This window comes from Enterococcus sp. E4-150 (assembly GCF_035726465.1).
Lineage (GTDB): Bacteria > Bacillota > Bacilli > Lactobacillales > Enterococcaceae > Enterococcus_B > Enterococcus_B faecium.
Genome location: NZ_JAPRGK010000005.1, coordinates 63,759 through 82,785 on the forward strand (window position 1 = coordinate 63,759; position 19,027 = coordinate 82,785).

The following is a 19,027-nucleotide window of genomic DNA, read 5'->3' on the forward strand; positions in this document are numbered from 1 at the left end:
CTCTCGTCAGAAGCCTTCTACCCCAAAAATGATTCATATTATTCGCCCTAAAAAAATATACGAAAAAACAAGCGATCTATTTTTTGGATCGCTTGTTCGATAGTTATACTGTTCTATTTATTCACCTATGAGCGTGATTGCTTGATCTAACACTTTTTCGCCATTCATCATACCATAATCAGCCATATTGATGACATCTAAAGGAATGCCTTTTGGTTCCAGACGTTTTTCAAAATCAGCTTTCATAAAGCGAACTTGAGGTCCTAATAACAGTACATCTACATCTTTATTTGCAAGATTGTTATCTGCGTCAGAAGCGGACACAGCGAAAATATCCGAGTCGATTCCTTTTGCTTCAGCAGCTTTTTGCATTTTTGTTACTAGTAAACTTGTGCTCATACCAGCCGAACATACAAGCATGATTGTTTTTTTAGCCATACTTTTCTCTCCTTTTTAAAACAAACTACGCAAACGTTTTCTTCGCGTCTGTTACTCTATTATATAAAAAGAAAGAAATTTGTCAACGTTTTCTAAACGCGGTTTATTTAATCAAATAGCCAACTAGATTTCACTAATTTATTGAACACGACATATTCTTTGTCCAAATTGATGACAACTACTTCATAGCCTGCATTTATCCAGCCATAGGCACCTTTTTCAGGGTGTTTATAATCATTTGCCCACCAATCTGTACTTTCCCTTGCTGTTTTGGGAAGTCCGTTACTGGGAAACAGCAGTTCGTCAAATTGGGTAAAGGTCAACGTTACTTGAGAGCCGCCATTGTTCTTCAAATAATGCGTAATTGCATCGTACTTTTTCATTCGTTCCTGCATCCCAAGATCCACCTACCTTTGTCTTTATTATCGCATACTACAGCGATTGCGCAACCGTTACAGTGTTGAAACAACCTAGAACTTTATTTATACTGAATAAAGAAAATGAAAAAAAGAGGTGACAAGATGATCGAGCGCTATCGTACAATAAAAGAAAATGGACAAAGTGAGATTGAGATCAAAAAATCACGCTTTATCTGTTCTCTTAGACGAATAGAATCAGAGGACCAAGCAAAAAGTTTCATTCAAGAAATAAAAAAAGAACATTGGAAAGCGAACCATAACTGCAGCGCCTTCATCATTGGAGAAAAAAATGAAATCCAGCGAAGCAGCGATGATGGAGAACCAAGTGGAACGGCGGGCGTACCGATGTTGGAAGTCCTCAAAAAAAATCAACTGATCAATGTAGCTGCAGTAGTCACTCGATATTTTGGAGGAACGAAACTCGGCACAGGCGGATTAATACGAGCATACACTCATGCTGTCTCTCAAGCATTGTCTGACATTGGAATCGTAGAAGGTACCTTGCAACAGGAGATCTCTGTGATGATCACGTATCCGCAACTAGGAAAATTACAGAATTATCTTGAACTCCAACATTTTTTTATAAAAGAAATCCAATATACTGATCAAGTTAGCGTCATCTGTGCTGTAGATGAAAAAAGTGCTGACCACTTTAAAGAATCCATCATTGAGCTGCTGAACGGACAAGTCCAATTTGAAGAGGGTCCTGTTTCTTATCACGAGCAACTGGTAACTGATCATATATAAAAACAGGTGATTCTGATTCTCTTTTATTTCTAATAAGGAATCAGGGATCACCTGTTTTTTATTTTTCCAAATAAAACTCAAAACGATTTCCTACGTATTGCGTACGCACATACTCAAACGGCGTACCGTCTTCAAAATAAGAAATCTGGCGCAAACGAAGAACTGCATCTCCTCGTTTTACCTCTAAATAGTCAGCAATTTTCTCAGAAGCCAACACAGCAGTAATCGTTTGATTCGCTGGACCGATCTTTTTCCCGCCTTTTTCTTCTAGCGTGCGATACAACGATTCAGTAATCTCTGCTTTGCTGTAGCCATCGATCAGCTTTTGTGGCACACTGGCAACTTCAAAACAAATAGGGACATCATCTGCGAAACGAATACGTTCCATTCGCAAGATCGTGTCATCTTTACTCAAGTTTAGTTTTTCCATTTCACTTGAGCTTGGCGAAGTCAAGAAATAAGAGATTGTCCGACTAGATGGTACTCGATTTTGCGATTCCATAATTTCTGTAAAACTTGTTGCACCAGACATTTTTTCTTGTACTTTTTCTCGCGCAACATATGTACCCGAACCGATCTTTCTTTCTAAGATTCCTTCATCTGCCAAGTTTTGAATTGCTTGTCTCAACGTCATACGGCTGACATTGAATTTCACTGCTAATTCTCTTTCTGAAGGAAGACGGTCTCCGACTTTCCATATACCTTGTTCGATTTCATTTTTTAATTGGTCATGAATCTGTATATATACAGGTAATTGATTCGACATAACGTACACCCGTCCTTTCGTTTCTTCTATTATAACTGGTATATACCTGATTCACAACTGAAAAAGATAAAGGTTTCTATCCATCAACAGAGGATTTAGACACACATCGTTCTTCCTACTCCTATTGTCAGAAACAATTTTTTAGATATGTCCAACCTAGAAAATAACAAAAGACCCTAAAATCGATGAAAATGCCGACTTATGGATCTTTTGTTATTATTAGCGGTTTTTAGCCATCCATTTTTTTGTATGATTCGTTGGGCGTTTTGATTTTACCTGGACCGCTTTTCCGCCTTTTTTCGGAATATTCACTTCAATATTGTATTTTTCTGATTTGACCAAATCATATAACTTTTCAGCTGCTTCGTCTACTTTTTCTTTCCATTTCATGTGGATCCCTCCAATTCTTGTAGTTAACTTAACTCTATCTTAAATCAGCAGAATCTTCAAGGAACAAGGTAGCAAAGCAAAAAAAAGAGCTCTCGAACTAACGAGAGCTTACGATTGTGGTATACTGGGGTAGCTGGATTCGAACCAACGCATGAGGGAGTCAAAGTCCCTTGCCTTACCGCTTGGCTATACCCCAATGAAATGGAGGAGAGTGGATTCGAACCACTGAACCCTAAGGAACGGATTTACAGTCCGTCGCGTTTAGCCACTTCGCTACTCCTCCGAAAGGTTTGTATCAACCTGACTTAGTTATAATACCTAATTTTCCAGATTTTTGCAACCCTTTATTGAAAGTTTTTTTGATATTTTTTTATTCGTGCAGATTCCAGTGTCGAATCACTGTTTCTATCGCATTTTCAAGACTTTTTTCTTTTCCAAAATCTTCTTCACCAAAGAAAATTTCATATTCTTTTGGTCCATAGGCTAAGATCTCACCAATCATTTTTTTCCCTATAAATAACTGAGTGACTTCATAATTCTTACCTTTGATATCTTTTTTCACTTCTTCTATACGCACTTCAATATCTTTATTTTTTTTTGACATCATTTTCACCTCTCAGATATTTTATCATACTGCAGCAAATAAAACATTCCTTAGGTAAAAATCTCCTATTCATTTCATTCACTTCTTTTATGCAAGCTGCACCTTCTCTAAAGCTCTTAATTCTCTCCTTGACGTACAGCGAGATAGTTTGCTGCTGCACCTACAAGATTAGCATCGTTTCTGTATTCACATAATAAAATCTGCGGTTCGAAATCATGCAAATCGAATTGTTCTGTCAGCTTCTTCATTCGGCTTTTGATCTCATCAATGAGCCCTTCTTTTGCAGAAACCCCGCCGCCTAATACGATCACTTCTGGATCAAACGAAAATTGAATACTGAATAATCCCTTTGTAAGATACGTATAAAAACTCTCAACTTCTTCTTTTGCTATTGCATCTCCAGTTTCTGCTAATTCAAAGACATCTTTTCCGGTATAAGCATTTTTATCGAGACCTTTTCGTTCACAATAACGCCAAGCCATCTGTACCGCTGTACCAATTTTACTGAATGTCTTATCGCCATCTAAGAACATCAACCCAAACTCTCCACCGTAAAGATGTGCCCCTTTATTGATTTGTCCTTTCGTGAACAACGCCCCGCCAATCCCAGTTCCTGCTACAACAAAAGCAACATCTTGATAATCGCGGGCAGCACCTTCATAAAATTCAGCCATTCCGGCACAGTTGGCGTCATTTTCAATCGTTACTGGAAGTTGAAACAGAGTTTCCAAATCTCGGAAAATATTAAATCCATGAATATAAGGAATCGCACTGATTCCCTCAATCACCTGTTTCTCATTATTCACTACTCCAGGAGAGCTGATTCCAATTCCTTCGACTTCAAAAGAAACGAGTATTTTTTTATAAACTTGAAATAATTGCGCTTTCATTTCTTCCCAAGATTCAGGCGTTGCAAATTGTCCCTTGCCTTTAATCTCTTTGCCATCCCAACAACCATATTTGACAGCCGATCCACCAAAATCAAAAACTAATATTCCCATAAAAATATTCTCCTTTTTGTTTGCTAAAGCTATTGTAATGTATCTATTTAGCATTTGAAAGCATTTTCTTGAATTGAAATTTTATTAGTTAAAGCTATTTTTAGGTAAGTGAATTGCTAAAATCACTTGATCCCTTAATTGATCTCCATTTTCAAAAATGGGCTCAGAGTAATGATGGATAAAATAGTCTTTGACTCGACCAATCTCCACATAGCCCATTTTTTGATAGAGATGTAACGCCGCACTGCTAGTACTGCCGGTTCGTATGATGATCTGAGTTTGACTGGAAGCGAGTTGTGAAAGCTTCTGAAAAGCTGTCTCAAGTAATTTTCCGCCAATCCCCTTTCCTTGATACGTTGGGGCTACTGCTACATTGACGATTTCGTATTCTTTTTCCCTTGCCACATAGATCAGTACACCTATTGTTTTTTCTTTTTCTTTCCATATCCAGCCACTCCCTCTGGAAACATATACTTGAACTTTTTCTTTATCAGGATCTGCATCTAATAACAAGGACCATGGTAAATCTTTCTTGTTTAGTTCTTCGATCATTTTTTGTCCCCCATATAAGTAGTTGCGGAGTTGTTACTTTGACAATAATTTTCCTCTTTTTCTTTATCGCTCAGTGCTACCCGTATTTTTCACAACCTTTTTATAATCTGGTTCTTTTTTATCTTTCTTATTTCGCGTTAATCGGAATGTCAATGGTACATAATCGATACCGCCTTTGACAAAAGGATGACAGCGTAAGATCCGTGCAGTCCCCATTACCGTCCCTTTTAGCGCACCATGGGTTTGAATTGCTTTTATCATATAATTGGAACAGGTTGGGTAATAACGGCAGCTAGGTGGAAATGCAGGCGAAATAAAGCGCTGATATCCTCTAACTAAATAAATCAATATCTTCTTCATCAATTAGATTCCTTCTTTTCTTTTACTAAAAAAAGGGATCGCGACTAACGTCAACGTTCCCTTCTGTTTTCTTTTATCATGTTCTGCTTCATGGCTCACTTCATATCGACTAGAACCACTGTGATTCTTATTTATCAATGAAAAAAGTCTCGAATATGAATCCACAAACTTGGCTGGAATACTTTAAATGGATTGCCGCCACCGATGACACCATATCCGATCATCGTTCCGGCCACAAAAAGAAGGATAAGCAATAAGATCACCACTAAAATCTTTATCAAAGTTAATAAGATATATCGTTGGTTACTCATTCAGCCACTTCCTTAAGCAATCGTTTGTGCTGTTTTTTCAGCAGAAGTTTGATCCATGTCTACACGTTCGACGTCTGCACCTAATTGCTGTAGTTTGATATGGAAATTATAATATCCACGGTCTAGATAATTCAAGTTACGCACACGTGTGATTCCATTTGCTTTCAAGCCAGCTAAAACTAATGCTGCTGCTGCCCGCAAGTCTGTTGCATATACTTCTGCACCTTGCAATTCATGGTTTCCATCCATGATTGCTACATTTCCGTCGATTTTGACATGAGCGTTCATACGGCGCATCTCTTCTAAATGTTGGAAACGATTTTCAAACACTGTTTCAGTCACCACACTTGTACCTTCTGCAACTAATTGGATAGCTGTCATTTGAGCTTGCATATCTGTAGGGAAACCAGGATGAGGCATCGTTTTTACATCTGTAGGTAAGATATGTTTTGGTCCGATGACACGGACTCCGCCTTCTTCTTCAATGATTTCTGCACCCATTTCGATCAATTTAGAAATCAATGGGCGGTTATGTTCAGAGATAGCATCTGCAATCAGCACATTGCCTTGTGTCATTGCAGCAGCAACCATAAAGGTACCTGCTTCGATACGATCTTGCACGATTGAGTGGTTGACTGCATGTAAATGATCCACGCCTTCAATACGCATTGTTTCAGTACCAGCTCCATAGACTTGAGCGCCCATTTTATTCAAAATGTTTGCTAAGTCAACGATTTCTGGTTCGCGAGCTACGTTTTCAATGATGGTTGTTCCTTTTGCTTTTACAGCAGCCATCATGATATTTTGAGTAGCACCTACACTAGGGAAATCTAAATAAATCGTGTTACCGATCAATTCATCCGCAATTGCTTCGATATAGCCGTTTTTTTGAATAATTTTTGCTCCTAAAGCTTGAAATCCTTTTAAATGCAAATCGATTGGTCGTTTACCAATCGCACATCCACCAGGCATAGCTACTTTTGCATGTCCATTTCTGGCAAGTAGCGGACCCATCACAACGATTGAAGCACGCATTTGACTAACATACTCATAAGGCGCTTCGATTTCTAATTGTCTTGAAGCGTCGATTGTTACTTGATTCTTTTGTTCATCAAAATCTACATCTACGTTTAAGTGACGAATCACTTGATTCATAGTGAAGACATCAGAAAGAATCGGAACGTTGTCTAATGTCGTAATACCTTCTTCTGCTAACAAACTAGCAGCTAAAATAGGCAAAACAGCATTTTTAGCTCCTTCAATTCTTACTGTTCCATTTAATTGATTGCCACCTCTTACGATGATCTCTTCCATGTTGTTCCCTCCAAAAAATTCCAATGAGCATACACTTACTCAAAATCTTTTCTATTATAACATCCTTGCTTTTAAAATAGTACCTTTTTTTAAAATTTACAGGCTAACGAAAAGATTTCGGCATAAAGCGATAACTTCTAAGAAAAAATTACTTGCAGTGTACCCTAAAAAAATTGAAAAAAGTACGATTGCCATTCTAATTTGCGTATTATGCATTGGTCTGAAAAAAGTTTCAATGCGTAACGAACGTAAAGACCAGAAGGCTAAGTAGATAAACGCCAAATGACTCACGATTCGAAGCACCGCATCAATTCCGTATACTTGCATAATGACGTCCTTTCTAACGATTGTTTTATAATAACTAATAAAATGATAATACCATAAAATGTATAAAAGGAAAAACAAGTATACTTAAAAATATAGGAATCCCCTTACATTTTTTAGGAAATAAATGCTAAAAATATGCAAAAAAAGGGACTGAGACAAAAGTCTTGTCGCAGTCCCTTATTCCAAATAAACGGTGTTCAATCATCTGACCCTCGGTATTAGCTCAAAAAACGGCAAAATATGAGGAACTATTTTCCATTTGTTTCTCTAATACTCAGGACAAAACGCTGATTTTACAACCTCTGATATACGGTGTTCAAAAGCTTGCATCTGCGGTAATAAGTCCAACCAAACGAAAAATATAAGGAGCTATTTTTGTTTAGCTGTTCTTATTACTTGATGCAAGGCAGCTTTTTCACAACCTCTGATATACGGTGTTCCAGAAGTAGCTTCTTCGAAAAATAAGCTGAGATTTCACAAAAATTTGAGAAGCAATTTTCGTAAATTCCTTCTTATGTCTTGAAGCTGACCACTTCTGTCATAACCTCTTTTTACTGTTCTTAAACACGGATAAACATCCGCATCTCATTTTATGAGTGCTTAGATACTTTGATACGATTGATTGCTCGGTGCAACGCAACAGTTGCCCGTTTCAATTCGTTCGTATCTTGTTTTGCTTTTGCTTCTTCGATTTGGCGTTCTGCGCGTTGTTTTGCACGTTCCGCACGAGATACATCGATATCACGTTCACGTTCCGCACTATCAGCAACGATTGAAACAACATTATCACGAACTTCCATGATTCCGCCATTAACAGCGATCCAATCGACGTGGGTATCTGAATCTGTTCGTTTTACACGAACTTCATCAATAGTCAATGGAACGATGATTGGTGCATGTTTAGGCAAAATCCCAAGCTCACCAGCTGTCGTACGTGCAACGACGATAGCTGCATGGTGATCATAGACCAAACCGGCAGGAGTTACCACATTTACTGTTAAATATTGATCCATGGGGCACCCCTTTCTAGTAGCCTAGTGTTTTCGCTTTTTCTACGACGTCTTCGATTCGGCCAACACTTCGGAAAGCTTCTTCAGGAAGATCATCGTATTTGCCTTCCAAGATTTCGCGGAATCCTTTCACTGTTTCTTCTACAGGGACATATGAACCTGGAAGACCAGTAAATTGTTCAGCCACGTTAAAGTTTTGTGACAAGAAGAATTGGACTCTGCGGGCACGAGAAACTAACACTTTTTCTTGATCGGATAATTCATCCATACCTAAGATAGCAATGATATCTTGTAATTCACGATATCGTTGCAATACGTGTTGAACTTCTGTTGCTACTTTATAATGTTCTTCTCCCACGATTTCAGGTGCTAAAGCACTTGAAGAAGAAGCCAATGGATCTACCGCTGGATAAATCCCTTGTTCTGTTAATTTACGTTCCAAGTTGGTTGTCGCATCCAAATGGGCGAATGCTGTTGCCGGCGCCGGGTCAGTGTAGTCATCGGCTGGCACATAGATTGCTTGGATCGATGTGATCGAACCTTTTTTCGTAGATGTGATACGTTCTTGCAATTGACCCATTTCTGTTGCCAATGTTGGTTGATAACCAACCGCAGAAGGCATCCGTCCTAACAAGGCTGATACTTCAGATCCAGCTTGAGTGAAACGGAAAATGTTGTCGATAAACAACAGTACATCTTGACCTTCTACATCACGGAAATATTCCGCAATCGTCAAACCAGTCAAAGCAACACGCATACGTGCACCTGGTGGTTCGTTCATTTGTCCGAACACCATGGCTGTTTTTTCGATAACTCCTGAATCTTTCATTTCATAATACAAGTCATTACCTTCACGAGTACGTTCACCTACACCGGTAAATACAGAAATACCACCATGTTCTTGGGCGATATTATGGATCAGTTCTTGGATCAGTACGGTTTTACCAACACCGGCACCACCGAATAGTCCGACTTTCCCACCTTTTAAATATGGGGCAAGCAAATCGATAACTTTGATCCCTGTTTCCAAAATTTCTGTACTTGTACTTAATTCGTCAAAGGCTGGTGCTTTTTTATGAATTTCGCTTCTTTCCGCATCTTCTGGGAAAGGTGTTTCTAAATCGATCGTATCTCCTAGTACGTTGAATACGCGACCTAATGTTTCTTTACCTACAGGAACAGAGATTGCTTTGCCTGTATCAATGACTTCCATTCCTCTTTGTAAACCATCTGTTGATTCCATCGCAATGGTCCGGATCACTCCGTCCCCTAATTCTAACGCTGCTTCAAGAACAACTTTTGATTTATTTTCGTCATTTTTATAAACAACTAATGCGTTGTTGATATCTGGTAAGGATTGGTCTAAAGAAAATTCCACGTCGACAACGGGACCGATTACTTGAACAATCTTGCCTGAACTCATCTTTTTTCCTCCAATCTCAATACTATTCTAGTGCCGAAGCTCCGGCAACAATTTCGGTAATTTCTTGGGTAATAGCCCCTTGTCTTGCACGGTTATAAGAAACCGTCAGCTCATCAATGATATTAGCAGCATTATCAGTTGCTGTTTTCATTGCTGTCATACCAGCAGCATGTTCTGCTGTTTTGGCGTCAACGATCGCACCGTAGATCAAACTTTCAGCATACTGAGGCAATAACTGAGACAAGATTTCTTCTTTTGAAGGTTCAAAAATATATTCTTGTTCGAAAGTAGTTGCTTCTTCTGGATCTAAGTCTGAGATTGGCAGCATTTTTTCTACACGAAACTGACTAGTTAGCGAATTGATATGATGGTTATAACATACGTATAATTCATCGAATACTTCGTTTTGGTACATAGTTGTTGCCATATTTACGATTTTGCGGACTTCATCAAAGCTTGGCTGATCAGATAGATTGCGCAGCTCATATGCTAGATTGATACCGCGTGCTTTAAAGAAGTCTGCACCAGTTCCGCCAATTGCGATCATCACGTAATCATCGGGTGATTGGTGGTCTTCTTCTAAAATAGACATCGTTTGTTTCAATATCGAGCTGTTATATCCACCGACTAAACCGCCATCTGCAGTGATGACGATATAACCAGTTTTCTTAACAGGACGGCTGAGCAGCATGCTGTTGTAATTGATATCCCCTCTAGGATTTTCTGAGGCAATATCATTTAACTGAGTAGCAGTCAAATGCGTAACGATTTCTCTTACTTTTGTTGCATAAACCTGAAACTTCTGTGAAGAAGCTTCAGATTTTGTCAACTTAGAAGCAGACACCATCTGCATTGCCCGCGTGATTTGGCTCGTTTTTTTCGTTGAAGCGATACGTGTCTTGATTTCATTTAATGAAGCACCCATTCATCTCACCTCACTATGCATTTTGAATGGATTTCAATTTATCTTCTGTAGAGGAATTATTTCCTTTTGTAGCTAAGAACATGTCTTTATATTCCTGAATCGCACTGTTCAACGCTTCTTCTTCTGGAAGATCTTTTGTTGTACGGATTGTTTCAAAGATATCTGAATGATTGGTATCCAGATATTCGAATAATTCATGTTCGAAGTCTAAAATACTGTCTACAGGGATACTATCTAAGAATCCATGTGTCAAAGCATACAAAATCACTACTTGTTTTTCAACAGCTAGCGGTGCATGCAATTTTTGTTTCAAGATTTCTACTGTACGGCGTCCACGATTTAGTTTTGCTTGTGTTGCTGCATCCAAGTCAGAACCGAATTGTGTAAATGCTTCTAATTCACGGTAACTTGCTAAGTCTAGACGTAAAGTCCCAGCAACTTTTTTCATTGCTTTGATTTGCGCAGAACCCCCTACACGAGATACAGATAGTCCGGCATCAACCGCTGGACGAGTCCCTGCGTAGAACAAGTCGCTTTCTAAGAAGATTTGTCCATCAGTGATCGAAATAACGTTTGTTGGGATATAAGCAGAGATATCTCCAGCTTGTGTTTCAACAAATGGTAAGGCAGTCATTGAACCGCCACCTAAATCATCACTTAATTTTGCTGCACGTTCCAATAAGCGTGAGTGTAAGTAGAAAACATCCCCTGGATAAGCTTCACGACCTGGTGGACGGCGAAGTAGCAAGGAAAGTTCACGATAAGCAACAGCTTGTTTTGAAAGATCATCAAAAATGATCAAGACATGTTTCCCGTTGTACATGAACTCTTCACCCATTGCAGTACCAGCATATGGTGCGATATAAAGCAACGGCGCTGGTTGAGACGCACCGGCATTCACAACGATTGTGTAATCCATTGCGCCATATTTTTTCAATGTTTCAACTTGTGTACGAACTGTAGAATCTTTTTGTCCGATTGCTACATAGATACAGATCATATCTTGACCTTTTTGGTTGATGATCGTATCGATCGCAATGGAAGTTTTCCCTGTTTTACGGTCACCGATAACTAATTCACGTTGGCCGCGTCCGATTGGTACAAGAGCGTCGATTGCTTTTAGACCTGTTTGCATTGGTTCGTTAACAGATTTACGTTGCATAACGCCTGGTGCCATTGCTTCTACTGGACGAGCTTTGTCAGTAACGATTTCACCTAGTCCGTCGATTGGCTGACCTAGCGGATTAACTACCCGTCCGATCAAGGCCTCTCCAACTGGAACTTCCATGATCTTTCCTGTTCGTTTTACTTTATCTCCTTCACGAATGGACTCGAAATCGCCAAGGATAATGATACCTACATCATTTGATTCTAAGTTTTGCGCCATTCCGTATGAGCCATTTGAAAATTCAAGCAACTCACCACTCATCGCGTTTTCTAAACCATGTGCACGAGCGATCCCGTCACCTACATAAGTTACGGTACCGATTTCTTCGACTGAAAGCACGTTTTGATAATTTTCAATTTGTTCTTTAATCAAGGCACTAATTTCTTCTGCTTTGATGGCCATTCGATTCACCTACCTCTTTGTACTATCTATTTAATTGATTACGCATATTTTCTAATTGCGTGCGAATGCTTCCGTCGATTACTCGATGGTTAGCTTCAACAATCGCGCCACCAATAATAGAAGAATCAACGATTTGTTTTAATTCGACTGATTGATAGTTCATTGTTTTTGCAACATTCTTTTCTAATTGTATTCGTTGTTCGTCTGAAAGTGGAACTGCTGTTGTGACACTTCCCAACAGCAAACCTTGATGTTCATCATATCGACGTTCATATTCTTCGATCATGAACAAAAGATCATCCATTCGGTTATACGCATAAACAACTTCTAAAAAGTTTTTAACGATTCCATCATAGCCACTAACAAGCTTGTCCATGATTTCTCGTTTTTCATGAGGTTCTAGACGAACATCACTTAACATATTACCTAATCCAGGTACTTGTTCATAGATTTGACGTAAGCTTACGAGATCTTGATAGATTTCTTCTGCTTGATTTGAATCGATCGCCAGTTCAAATAAAGCTTTCCCGTAACGTCTTCCTACTGTATATTTATCTAGTTTCATTTGAAGAACCTAGACCTTCGATATATTGATTGATTAATGATTCGTGCATTTCTGGAGATAATTCTTTGTTCAAGATTTTTTCCGCGATTTGAAGAGATAGTTCTGCAACATCGTCTTTTACAGAGTTCAGCGCTGAATCACGTTCTACAGTGATATCAGCTTGGGCTTTACTTTTTAGACGAGCTGCTTCTTCTTGAGCATCCTTCAAAATATTTTGGCGGCTTAATTCTCCACTTTCTTTCGCATTTTTGATGATATCAGCTGCATCAGAACGAGAGGCTAACAATTGTTGTTCGCGTTCTTGTTCCATTTTCGCTGAGTTGATGCGAGATTGTTCTGCAGAATCCAAATCATTGGCGATCTTGTCTTCACGTTTTTTCAAAATATCGCTGATTGGTCCCCAAGCAAAATGCTTCAAGAGAGCCAGTAGTATCAAAAATGAGCCGCTGACAACGATGACATTTCCTAACATCGCATTGCCAACTTCTGCAATTGCCAATTGATTCAGCATAGGCGAGCCTTCCTTTCTTTGAAGTACTTCTAGTTTTCATGTAAAAAAGCAGTAACAAACCAAATTGTTTCTGCCTTAATACTGATTCAATTAAACACCAAAAACTAGAATCAAGGCGACAACTACCCCTAAGATAGGAACAGCTTCGACTAGAGCTACCCCGATAAACATTGTTGTACGGAATTGACCAGACATTTCAGGTTGGCGAGCCATTGATTCGATTGTTTTAGAGATAACTTGACCGTTACCATAACCGGCTCCGATTGCTGCTCCCATGATTGCGATTGCTGCTGCGATATAATTCATAATTGTTTTCCTCCTAAATTAGATAAATAGTAGTTTGTTTTTAAAACGAATATTATTCTTCCACTTCAATCTTATGGCTCATATAAACCATAGATAAAGTAACGAAGACAAATGCTTGGATGCTTCCGATAAACAAGGAGAATGCGATCCAGACCATCTCTAATGGAATTGCTAACGGCAATGAGAACCAGCCTAAGCTTATTACCATTTTTGCAATCAAGGTTAGCAAAACTTCCCCCGCATAAATATTCCCATAAAGACGTAAAGCAAGTGTTAATAAGTTTGTAAATTCTTCAATCAGTTTCATCGGAAACATAAAACTATATGGTTTCAAGAACGAATTTACGAAATATCCTTTGAAGCCTAACTTTTTCACCCCAAATAAGTGAGTAAGTAAGATCATTATAAATGCCAAAGTTAAAGTAACAAACGGGTCTGCTGTCGGGCTTTTCCAAAGTGTTGTTTCGTTAGGTAAAACGATTTTTGTTACTAAACCGATGTTGTTTGCAACAAAAACAAATAAAAACAATGTAAATGCCAACAAATGGAAATTGCTCAATTCTTTTCTAGGCAGATTATCTGTTACGATTCCTCGACTAAAATCAATGACCCATTCTATCGCATTTTGTTTGCCTGTTGGTTTCAACTTAAGATTTCTTGTAAAAAAGTAAGCTAAGAAGAAAACAATCAAACAGGTCAGTAACACCATTATACAAACTGTACCATCAAACCAAATTGGTCCAATGTGGAACGTTAGCGAGCGTTCATCCAATCCATTTCACCTCTTTTCCCCGAAATTCACATAAAATCAATTCATGTGCGTATCTGGTTTTTTCCAATCGGTTTCTAACCACACGGTATCATACCACCATGAAACAGAAAATTCAAAACATTTTCATGAAAATTAGACACTTTTTTATTTCAGTCAAAAACGAAGCGAATTTTTCTTTATACACGGTGCTCCTGATCTAAGAAAAAACCTATGATAATCATGTTTTATCAGATTAAATGCTAACAAATTTTATCATTAAGTAAAAGCAAAAGCACCGAATATGCGAAAAAGGATAATGAAATTATCTAGAGAAATTTTTTAATGTTCGATCAATTTGTCGATCGATATCTTTTCGTTTCAAATCTTCCCGTTTATCATACGATTTTTTCCCTTTTGCCAGACCAATCAATACCTTGGCATAGCCGTTACGAATATAGACTTTTAAAGGAACAACAGTGATCCCAGTATTTTTCAATTCATTTTCAAGACGGATGATTTGTTTTTTGTGTAATAATAACTTTCTCGTGCGCAACGGATCATGATTAAAAATATTTCCTTGTTCATAAGGACTGATATGAACATTATGCAAGAAAGCTTCTCCGTTGCGGACGCGAATAAATCCATCTTTTAGATTGATCCGGCTGTTTCGTATCGACTTGATCTCGGTTCCTTGCAAGACCATCCCTGCTTCCATCGTGTCGATGATCGAATAATCATGGCGAGCTTTCTTGTTTTGTGCAATTAATTTTCCCTCGCCTTTTGGCATAGCTGTTTCCTCCAACTCATTTTATTTTTTCTTTTTCTTCTTTTTAACACCTTTGTAAAATGGCTTCTTCCCTTTTTTCTTACCGAACGTTTGCTTACTATCGCTATATCGTTTGTTCTTCTTGCCATTTCTTTCTGGGCGTTTTCCTGCTTGTTTTCCTTCGCGTTTTCCTGATTTTCCATTTCGTATTTTTGGCCGTTCCAACGCTGTAACCTCTTCTGCGGAAACAAGTTCAAAATCTACTGCCCGTTCATCTGGATCAGCTTTGACTACTTTTACTCGCACTTTCTGTCCGATTTTAAAAGTCAGACCAGTTCTTTCACCTACAAGAGCTAAATGATTTTCAACAAAATGGAAGTAGTCCTGTTTCAATTCATTGATATGGATCAATCCTTCTACTGTATTCGGCAGTTCGATAAACAGGCCGAATTTCACAACAGAGCTGATGATCCCATCGAATTCTTCTCCCACTTTGTCCATCATGAATTCTGCTTTCTTCATGGAATCTACTTCACGTTCTGTTTCTACTGCACGACGTTCCATCTTAGAACTATGATCTGCAATTTCAGGAAGTTCCGCAGCCCACGAACTTTGATTGCTTTCACTTTTATCTTCACTGTAAGAACGGATCAGACGATGGACGATTAGATCGGGATAGCGTCGAATAGGAGATGTAAAGTGTGTGTAGTAATCTGCCGCTAAGCCATAATGCCCAAAATTGTCTTCTGAATAGCGTGCTTGTTGCATGCTTCTTAGCAACATAGTATTGATAACTGCAGCTTCTGGTTTGTCTTCTACTCCTTCGATCACATGCTGTAAATCTTTTGGTGTGATCGTTCCTTTCGTTCCTCGGACCAGAATGCCCAAAGCTGAAGCAAAATCAAAGAAGCGCTGCATTTTTTCTTCTTTTGGCTGTTCATGGATTCGGTAAATAAACGGCAGATTTAATTTATTATAATGTTCAGCTACCGTTTCATTGGCCGCAAGCATGAAAGATTCGATCAAGCGTTCACCAATTCCTCTGCTTCTTAGCTGGATGTCATTTGGGTGTCCTTCAGCATCAACAAGGATTTTCGCTTCGCGATCCTCAAAAGAAATCGCGCCACGTTTGATTCGCATCGTTTCAAGGATTCGATGCAATTCACCCATTTCTTGGAACATAGGTACGAGCTGAGCATAGCGTTGCATCGTTTCTTCGTCTTGATCTTCTAAGATTTGATTGACAGCTGTGTAGGTCATCCGTTCTGTTGTTTGGATCACACTTGGGAAAATATCATGAGAGACTACTTGTCCATTTGGATCAATCTCCATTTCGCAACTCATGGTCAGCCTTGGAACATGGGGATTCAGTGAACAGATACCATTCGATAAACGTTGCGGGATCATCGGAATCACTCGATCAGTCAAATATACACTTGTCCCTCTTTCATATGCTTCTCTGTCCAATTGACTGCCTTGTGTCACATAGTAAGAAACATCTGCAATGTGTACTCCAAGAAAATAATTACCGTTATCTAATTTTTTAACCGTAACTGCATCATCTAGATCTTTTGCATCTTCTCCATCAATCGTAACAATGAGCTGATTTCTTAAATCTCTACGTCCAGTTATATCCTTTTCGCTGATTTGATCTGGAACTTCATCTGCTTCAGACAATACATCATCAGGAAATTTCGTAGGGATACCATTAGCCACGACAATTGAGAGGATATCCATGCCAGGGTCATTCTTATGACCAATCACTTGCTTGATTATCCCTTCTAAACTAGTCGCATACCCTTTTTCAGGGTAATGGGTCAGTTCGATCAGCACAATACTTCCGTCAACTGGACGAACTCCCTCTGCTGCTGCATATACTTTAAATTGGTTGAGCTTTCTATCTTTCGGGATAACAACGCCGTAAAGATCCGTTTCTTGTATTTCTTCTTCTGAATAAGCAACGAATTCCCCTGCTAACTGAGTAGTCGCCCGGTCTCGAATCTCGACTACTTTCCCCTCTGCTCCGCGATCCATATCTGTATTTGCTCGCTTCATGATATCGATTGCTACGGTGTCTCCATCCATTGCAAAACCAGTCGCTTCTTTTGGGATATAGATGTCATCTTCTTCGGGATCAATCGTTACAAATCCAAATCCTCGTTCATTTGCTCGAAATGTTCCTTCGATCAAGATTGGTTTTAAAGGAAGTTTCACTTTTCCTTTTTTATTGAAAACTATACTCTGTTCTCTTTCCATTTGAGCAATCGTTTGTACTAGTAATTTAAAATCATCGCTTTTTTGGAACCCTAAACCTTCAGCGATTTCTTCCATAGAAAAACTGCGTTTGCGACTGCTTTCCATGAAAAAGAGAATTTTCTCTTTTATCGTTTCTTTTGTCATATTTATTCCTCATTCCAAGGTAATTTTTCTAAAAATTCCAAGACGTCTTTTTCTAATTCGCGTCTTGCTGTACCAACTGTAATCACATGACCACTTTCAGGATACCATTGAAGTGTCACTCGCTGACGGCTCAACTTGCGTGCAGTTTCAAATACGCCATTAGGGTCGATCATTTCATCTTTCCCAGCTTGAGCTAAAAATATCGGCTGTTGGATATCTGACAACCTACTTTCTACGATTGCTGCCTGATCTTGTATATCCATTAATTGTTGTTCAGCTAACGAGCGGTAAGCAACTGCTTTTTCATTGATTTCTTTCTCTGATTTACCTGCTGTCTTCAGCACTTGACGTACGTATTTTTCAAAGTTTTCAGGCACGTTTGTTTTTACAGGAGACAAAGGCGAACAGAAAAAACCGCCGCCAATCACTGATTCTTCTTCTAGTGCTCGTACAGCAAAGATGCCGCCCATTGATAATCCTAATACGGCAATATCAGAAAACTGCTCAGACTGTAAAAAATGGATGGCTTTTTTAGTGTCTGCCCACCAGCTTTCTGCTTTTTCTTGCAAAATATCATATGGCTCCATTGTTCCGTGTCCTTTAAAAAGCGGCGCATAAACTGTATAATCTGCTTTTTCCAAAAATCGTGCGAGCATTCGAACATCGTTTGGACTTCCTGAGTAAGCGTGAAGCAGCAAAACCGCTCGCTTTCCATGTTTTGCATAAAGGGGTTTTGGTAATTGTCTCACTCGTCTCACCTCTTTCGCCTCATTTTACCATAGTTTCTTTCATAACTTCTTCTTAAGCGTTCTCTTTGCAATAAAAAAAGCCGCCCGCCGTTTTGCGAGAGGCTTATTCAACTACTTCGAAGATAAATATGCTAGGACAAATAATAAGATCATCCAGATAGCTCCCATAACTGCAGTTGATCGCTGCATGACAGCTTCAAAGCCGCGAGCTTTTTGTTTGCCGAATAGTTGATCCGCACCGCCGGTAAATGCACTCGCTGCACTATTTTGCTTGCTTGGCTGCATCATAATCGCAATGACCATAACAATCGATAAAACGATCACGATTCCCAAAATTAAATTATACATATCGCAGCCTCCTTCCCAAAAGATATCGTCTCTTTAACTTTATCATAGATAAAAGTCCGTGACAACTCTATATAAATGGAATAACAGCTGAAAGTTCAAAACTTTCAGCTGTTATTCTTATGACTGACGTAAGACGTCTTGATATTCTGGTTTCTTTTCAAACTCTTTTTTTGCATAAGGGCATAAAGGAATGATCTTTTTCCCGTCTCGTCTTGCTAATTCTACTCCAGTATACACTAGCTTTTCAGCTAACTTTTGACCACGATATGCTGGATCTACAAATGTATGGTCAATGATCATGATGTCTGGGCCCGCATCTGACCATGTCATTTCTCCGATCTCTTGTTGTTCATCATTGAATAAAGCAAGACGATTTTTTTCTTCTTTGATTTCCATATGCCGCACTCCTCAAATAACTGATATTTTTTTATTCCTACCTTATTTTAGCAGTCTCCTGATCTATAAACAATTATT

At 38.8% G+C, this 19,027-nt stretch carries 25 protein-coding genes and 2 tRNA genes; 1 reads left to right on the plus strand and 26 read right to left on the minus strand.

The window, feature by feature from the left end; genetic code table 11:
- Nucleotides 1-117: 117 nt before the first annotated feature.
- Both OZ002_RS05935 and OZ002_RS05940 read right to left on the minus strand, forming a co-directional pair.
- Nucleotides 118-438 carry a PTS sugar transporter subunit IIB gene (locus OZ002_RS05935; RefSeq protein WP_002292778.1) on the minus strand — a complete coding sequence of 107 codons (321 nt, stop codon included), beginning with the start codon at nt 436-438 and terminating at the stop codon, nt 118-120.
- A gap of 107 nt (nt 439-545) precedes the next feature.
- Nucleotides 546-833 carry a DUF7662 domain-containing protein gene (locus OZ002_RS05940; protein WP_002294988.1) on the minus strand — a complete coding sequence of 96 codons (288 nt, stop codon included), beginning with the start codon at nt 831-833 and terminating at the stop codon, nt 546-548.
- A 126-nt stretch (nt 834-959) separates the two neighbouring features.
- Between OZ002_RS05940 and OZ002_RS05945 the strand changes: the two genes are divergently transcribed.
- Nucleotides 960-1,604 carry a YigZ family protein gene (locus tag OZ002_RS05945; protein ID WP_002296584.1) on the plus strand — a complete coding sequence of 215 codons (645 nt, stop codon included), beginning with the start codon at nt 960-962 and terminating at the stop codon, nt 1,602-1,604.
- Between the two features lie 58 nt (nt 1,605-1,662).
- On the opposite strand, the gene OZ002_RS05950 is transcribed toward OZ002_RS05945, so the two are convergent.
- The 24 genes from OZ002_RS05950 to OZ002_RS06065 all read right to left on the minus strand — a co-directional run bounded on the left by OZ002_RS05950 (nt 1,663) and on the right by OZ002_RS06065 (nt 18,949).
- Complete coding sequence (locus tag OZ002_RS05950) at nt 1,663-2,370, minus strand: GntR family transcriptional regulator (RefSeq protein ID WP_002292782.1); 708 nt, start codon at nt 2,368-2,370, stop codon at nt 1,663-1,665.
- Nucleotides 2,371-2,589: 219 nt separating this feature from the next.
- Nucleotides 2,590-2,760 carry a hypothetical protein gene (locus OZ002_RS05955; protein ID WP_002294990.1) on the minus strand — a complete coding sequence of 57 codons (171 nt, stop codon included), beginning with the start codon at nt 2,758-2,760 and terminating at the stop codon, nt 2,590-2,592.
- Between the two features lie 124 nt (nt 2,761-2,884).
- Nucleotides 2,885-2,956 (minus strand) — tRNA-Gln (locus OZ002_RS05960).
- 6 nt (nt 2,957-2,962) lie between these two features.
- Nucleotides 2,963-3,043, minus strand: a tRNA-Tyr gene (locus OZ002_RS05965).
- An 87-nt stretch (nt 3,044-3,130) separates the two neighbouring features.
- Complete coding sequence (locus OZ002_RS05970; protein WP_002316425.1) at nt 3,131-3,367, minus strand: DUF2969 domain-containing protein; 237 nt, start codon at nt 3,365-3,367, stop codon at nt 3,131-3,133.
- Between the two features lie 113 nt (nt 3,368-3,480).
- Nucleotides 3,481-4,365, minus strand: coding sequence for an ROK family protein (locus OZ002_RS05975; protein ID WP_002299423.1), 885 nt, complete (start codon nt 4,363-4,365; stop codon nt 3,481-3,483).
- A gap of 84 nt (nt 4,366-4,449) precedes the next feature.
- Complete coding sequence (locus OZ002_RS05980; RefSeq protein ID WP_002296580.1) at nt 4,450-4,917, minus strand: GNAT family N-acetyltransferase; 468 nt, start codon at nt 4,915-4,917, stop codon at nt 4,450-4,452.
- A 63-nt stretch (nt 4,918-4,980) separates the two neighbouring features.
- A complete protein-coding gene (gene yidD / locus OZ002_RS05985) occupies nt 4,981-5,277 on the minus strand; it encodes a membrane protein insertion efficiency factor YidD (protein ID WP_002289000.1) in 297 nt (98 codons plus the stop codon).
- Between the two features lie 134 nt (nt 5,278-5,411).
- Nucleotides 5,412-5,588 carry a DNA-directed RNA polymerase subunit beta gene (locus OZ002_RS05990; RefSeq protein ID WP_002292789.1) on the minus strand — a complete coding sequence of 59 codons (177 nt, stop codon included), beginning with the start codon at nt 5,586-5,588 and terminating at the stop codon, nt 5,412-5,414.
- 12 nt (nt 5,589-5,600) lie between these two features.
- Nucleotides 5,601-6,902 carry a UDP-N-acetylglucosamine 1-carboxyvinyltransferase gene (gene murA, locus OZ002_RS05995; protein WP_002289003.1) on the minus strand — a complete coding sequence of 434 codons (1,302 nt, stop codon included), beginning with the start codon at nt 6,900-6,902 and terminating at the stop codon, nt 5,601-5,603.
- A 96-nt stretch (nt 6,903-6,998) separates the two neighbouring features.
- Nucleotides 6,999-7,229, minus strand: a complete 231-nt coding sequence (locus OZ002_RS06000) for a DUF1146 family protein (protein WP_002289004.1) — start codon at nt 7,227-7,229, stop codon at nt 6,999-7,001.
- 590 nt (nt 7,230-7,819) lie between these two features.
- A complete protein-coding gene (locus tag OZ002_RS06005) occupies nt 7,820-8,242 on the minus strand; it encodes a F0F1 ATP synthase subunit epsilon (protein ID WP_002289005.1) in 423 nt (140 codons plus the stop codon).
- Between the two features lie 13 nt (nt 8,243-8,255).
- On the minus strand, nt 8,256-9,662 hold the full coding sequence (gene atpD / locus OZ002_RS06010) for a F0F1 ATP synthase subunit beta (RefSeq protein ID WP_002289006.1): 1,407 nt from the start codon (nt 9,660-9,662) through the stop codon (nt 8,256-8,258).
- A 22-nt stretch (nt 9,663-9,684) separates the two neighbouring features.
- Nucleotides 9,685-10,587 carry a F0F1 ATP synthase subunit gamma gene (locus tag OZ002_RS06015; protein ID WP_002292792.1) on the minus strand — a complete coding sequence of 301 codons (903 nt, stop codon included), beginning with the start codon at nt 10,585-10,587 and terminating at the stop codon, nt 9,685-9,687.
- 13 nt (nt 10,588-10,600) lie between these two features.
- Nucleotides 10,601-12,157, minus strand: coding sequence for a F0F1 ATP synthase subunit alpha (gene atpA, locus OZ002_RS06020; RefSeq protein ID WP_002289008.1), 1,557 nt, complete (start codon nt 12,155-12,157; stop codon nt 10,601-10,603).
- A 22-nt stretch (nt 12,158-12,179) separates the two neighbouring features.
- Nucleotides 12,180-12,722, minus strand: a complete 543-nt coding sequence (locus OZ002_RS06025; RefSeq protein WP_002289009.1) for a F0F1 ATP synthase subunit delta — start codon at nt 12,720-12,722, stop codon at nt 12,180-12,182.
- Nucleotides 12,709-13,233, minus strand: coding sequence for a F0F1 ATP synthase subunit B (atpF, locus tag OZ002_RS06030; protein WP_002289010.1), 525 nt, complete (start codon nt 13,231-13,233; stop codon nt 12,709-12,711). The genes OZ002_RS06025 and atpF overlap by 14 nt, the downstream gene beginning before the upstream one ends.
- A gap of 90 nt (nt 13,234-13,323) precedes the next feature.
- Nucleotides 13,324-13,539, minus strand: a complete 216-nt coding sequence (atpE, locus tag OZ002_RS06035; protein ID WP_002289011.1) for an ATP synthase F0 subunit C — start codon at nt 13,537-13,539, stop codon at nt 13,324-13,326.
- 52 nt (nt 13,540-13,591) lie between these two features.
- Nucleotides 13,592-14,311, minus strand: coding sequence for a F0F1 ATP synthase subunit A (gene atpB, locus OZ002_RS06040; protein WP_002289012.1), 720 nt, complete (start codon nt 14,309-14,311; stop codon nt 13,592-13,594).
- A 301-nt stretch (nt 14,312-14,612) separates the two neighbouring features.
- Nucleotides 14,613-15,077 (minus strand): SsrA-binding protein SmpB, encoded by a 465-nt coding sequence (gene smpB / locus OZ002_RS06045; RefSeq protein ID WP_002289013.1) that lies wholly within the window; start codon nt 15,075-15,077, stop codon nt 14,613-14,615.
- Nucleotides 15,078-15,098: 21 nt separating this feature from the next.
- Nucleotides 15,099-17,456 carry a ribonuclease R gene (rnr, locus tag OZ002_RS06050; RefSeq protein WP_002299412.1) on the minus strand — a complete coding sequence of 786 codons (2,358 nt, stop codon included), beginning with the start codon at nt 17,454-17,456 and terminating at the stop codon, nt 15,099-15,101.
- A gap of 2 nt (nt 17,457-17,458) precedes the next feature.
- On the minus strand, nt 17,459-18,214 hold the full coding sequence (locus tag OZ002_RS06055; protein ID WP_002304573.1) for an alpha/beta hydrolase: 756 nt from the start codon (nt 18,212-18,214) through the stop codon (nt 17,459-17,461).
- Nucleotides 18,215-18,316: 102 nt separating this feature from the next.
- Nucleotides 18,317-18,553, minus strand: a complete 237-nt coding sequence (gene secG / locus OZ002_RS06060; protein ID WP_002289017.1) for a preprotein translocase subunit SecG — start codon at nt 18,551-18,553, stop codon at nt 18,317-18,319.
- A 117-nt stretch (nt 18,554-18,670) separates the two neighbouring features.
- Nucleotides 18,671-18,949, minus strand: coding sequence for a GNAT family N-acetyltransferase (locus OZ002_RS06065; protein ID WP_002296443.1), 279 nt, complete (start codon nt 18,947-18,949; stop codon nt 18,671-18,673).
- Nucleotides 18,950-19,027 lie beyond the last annotated feature (78 nt).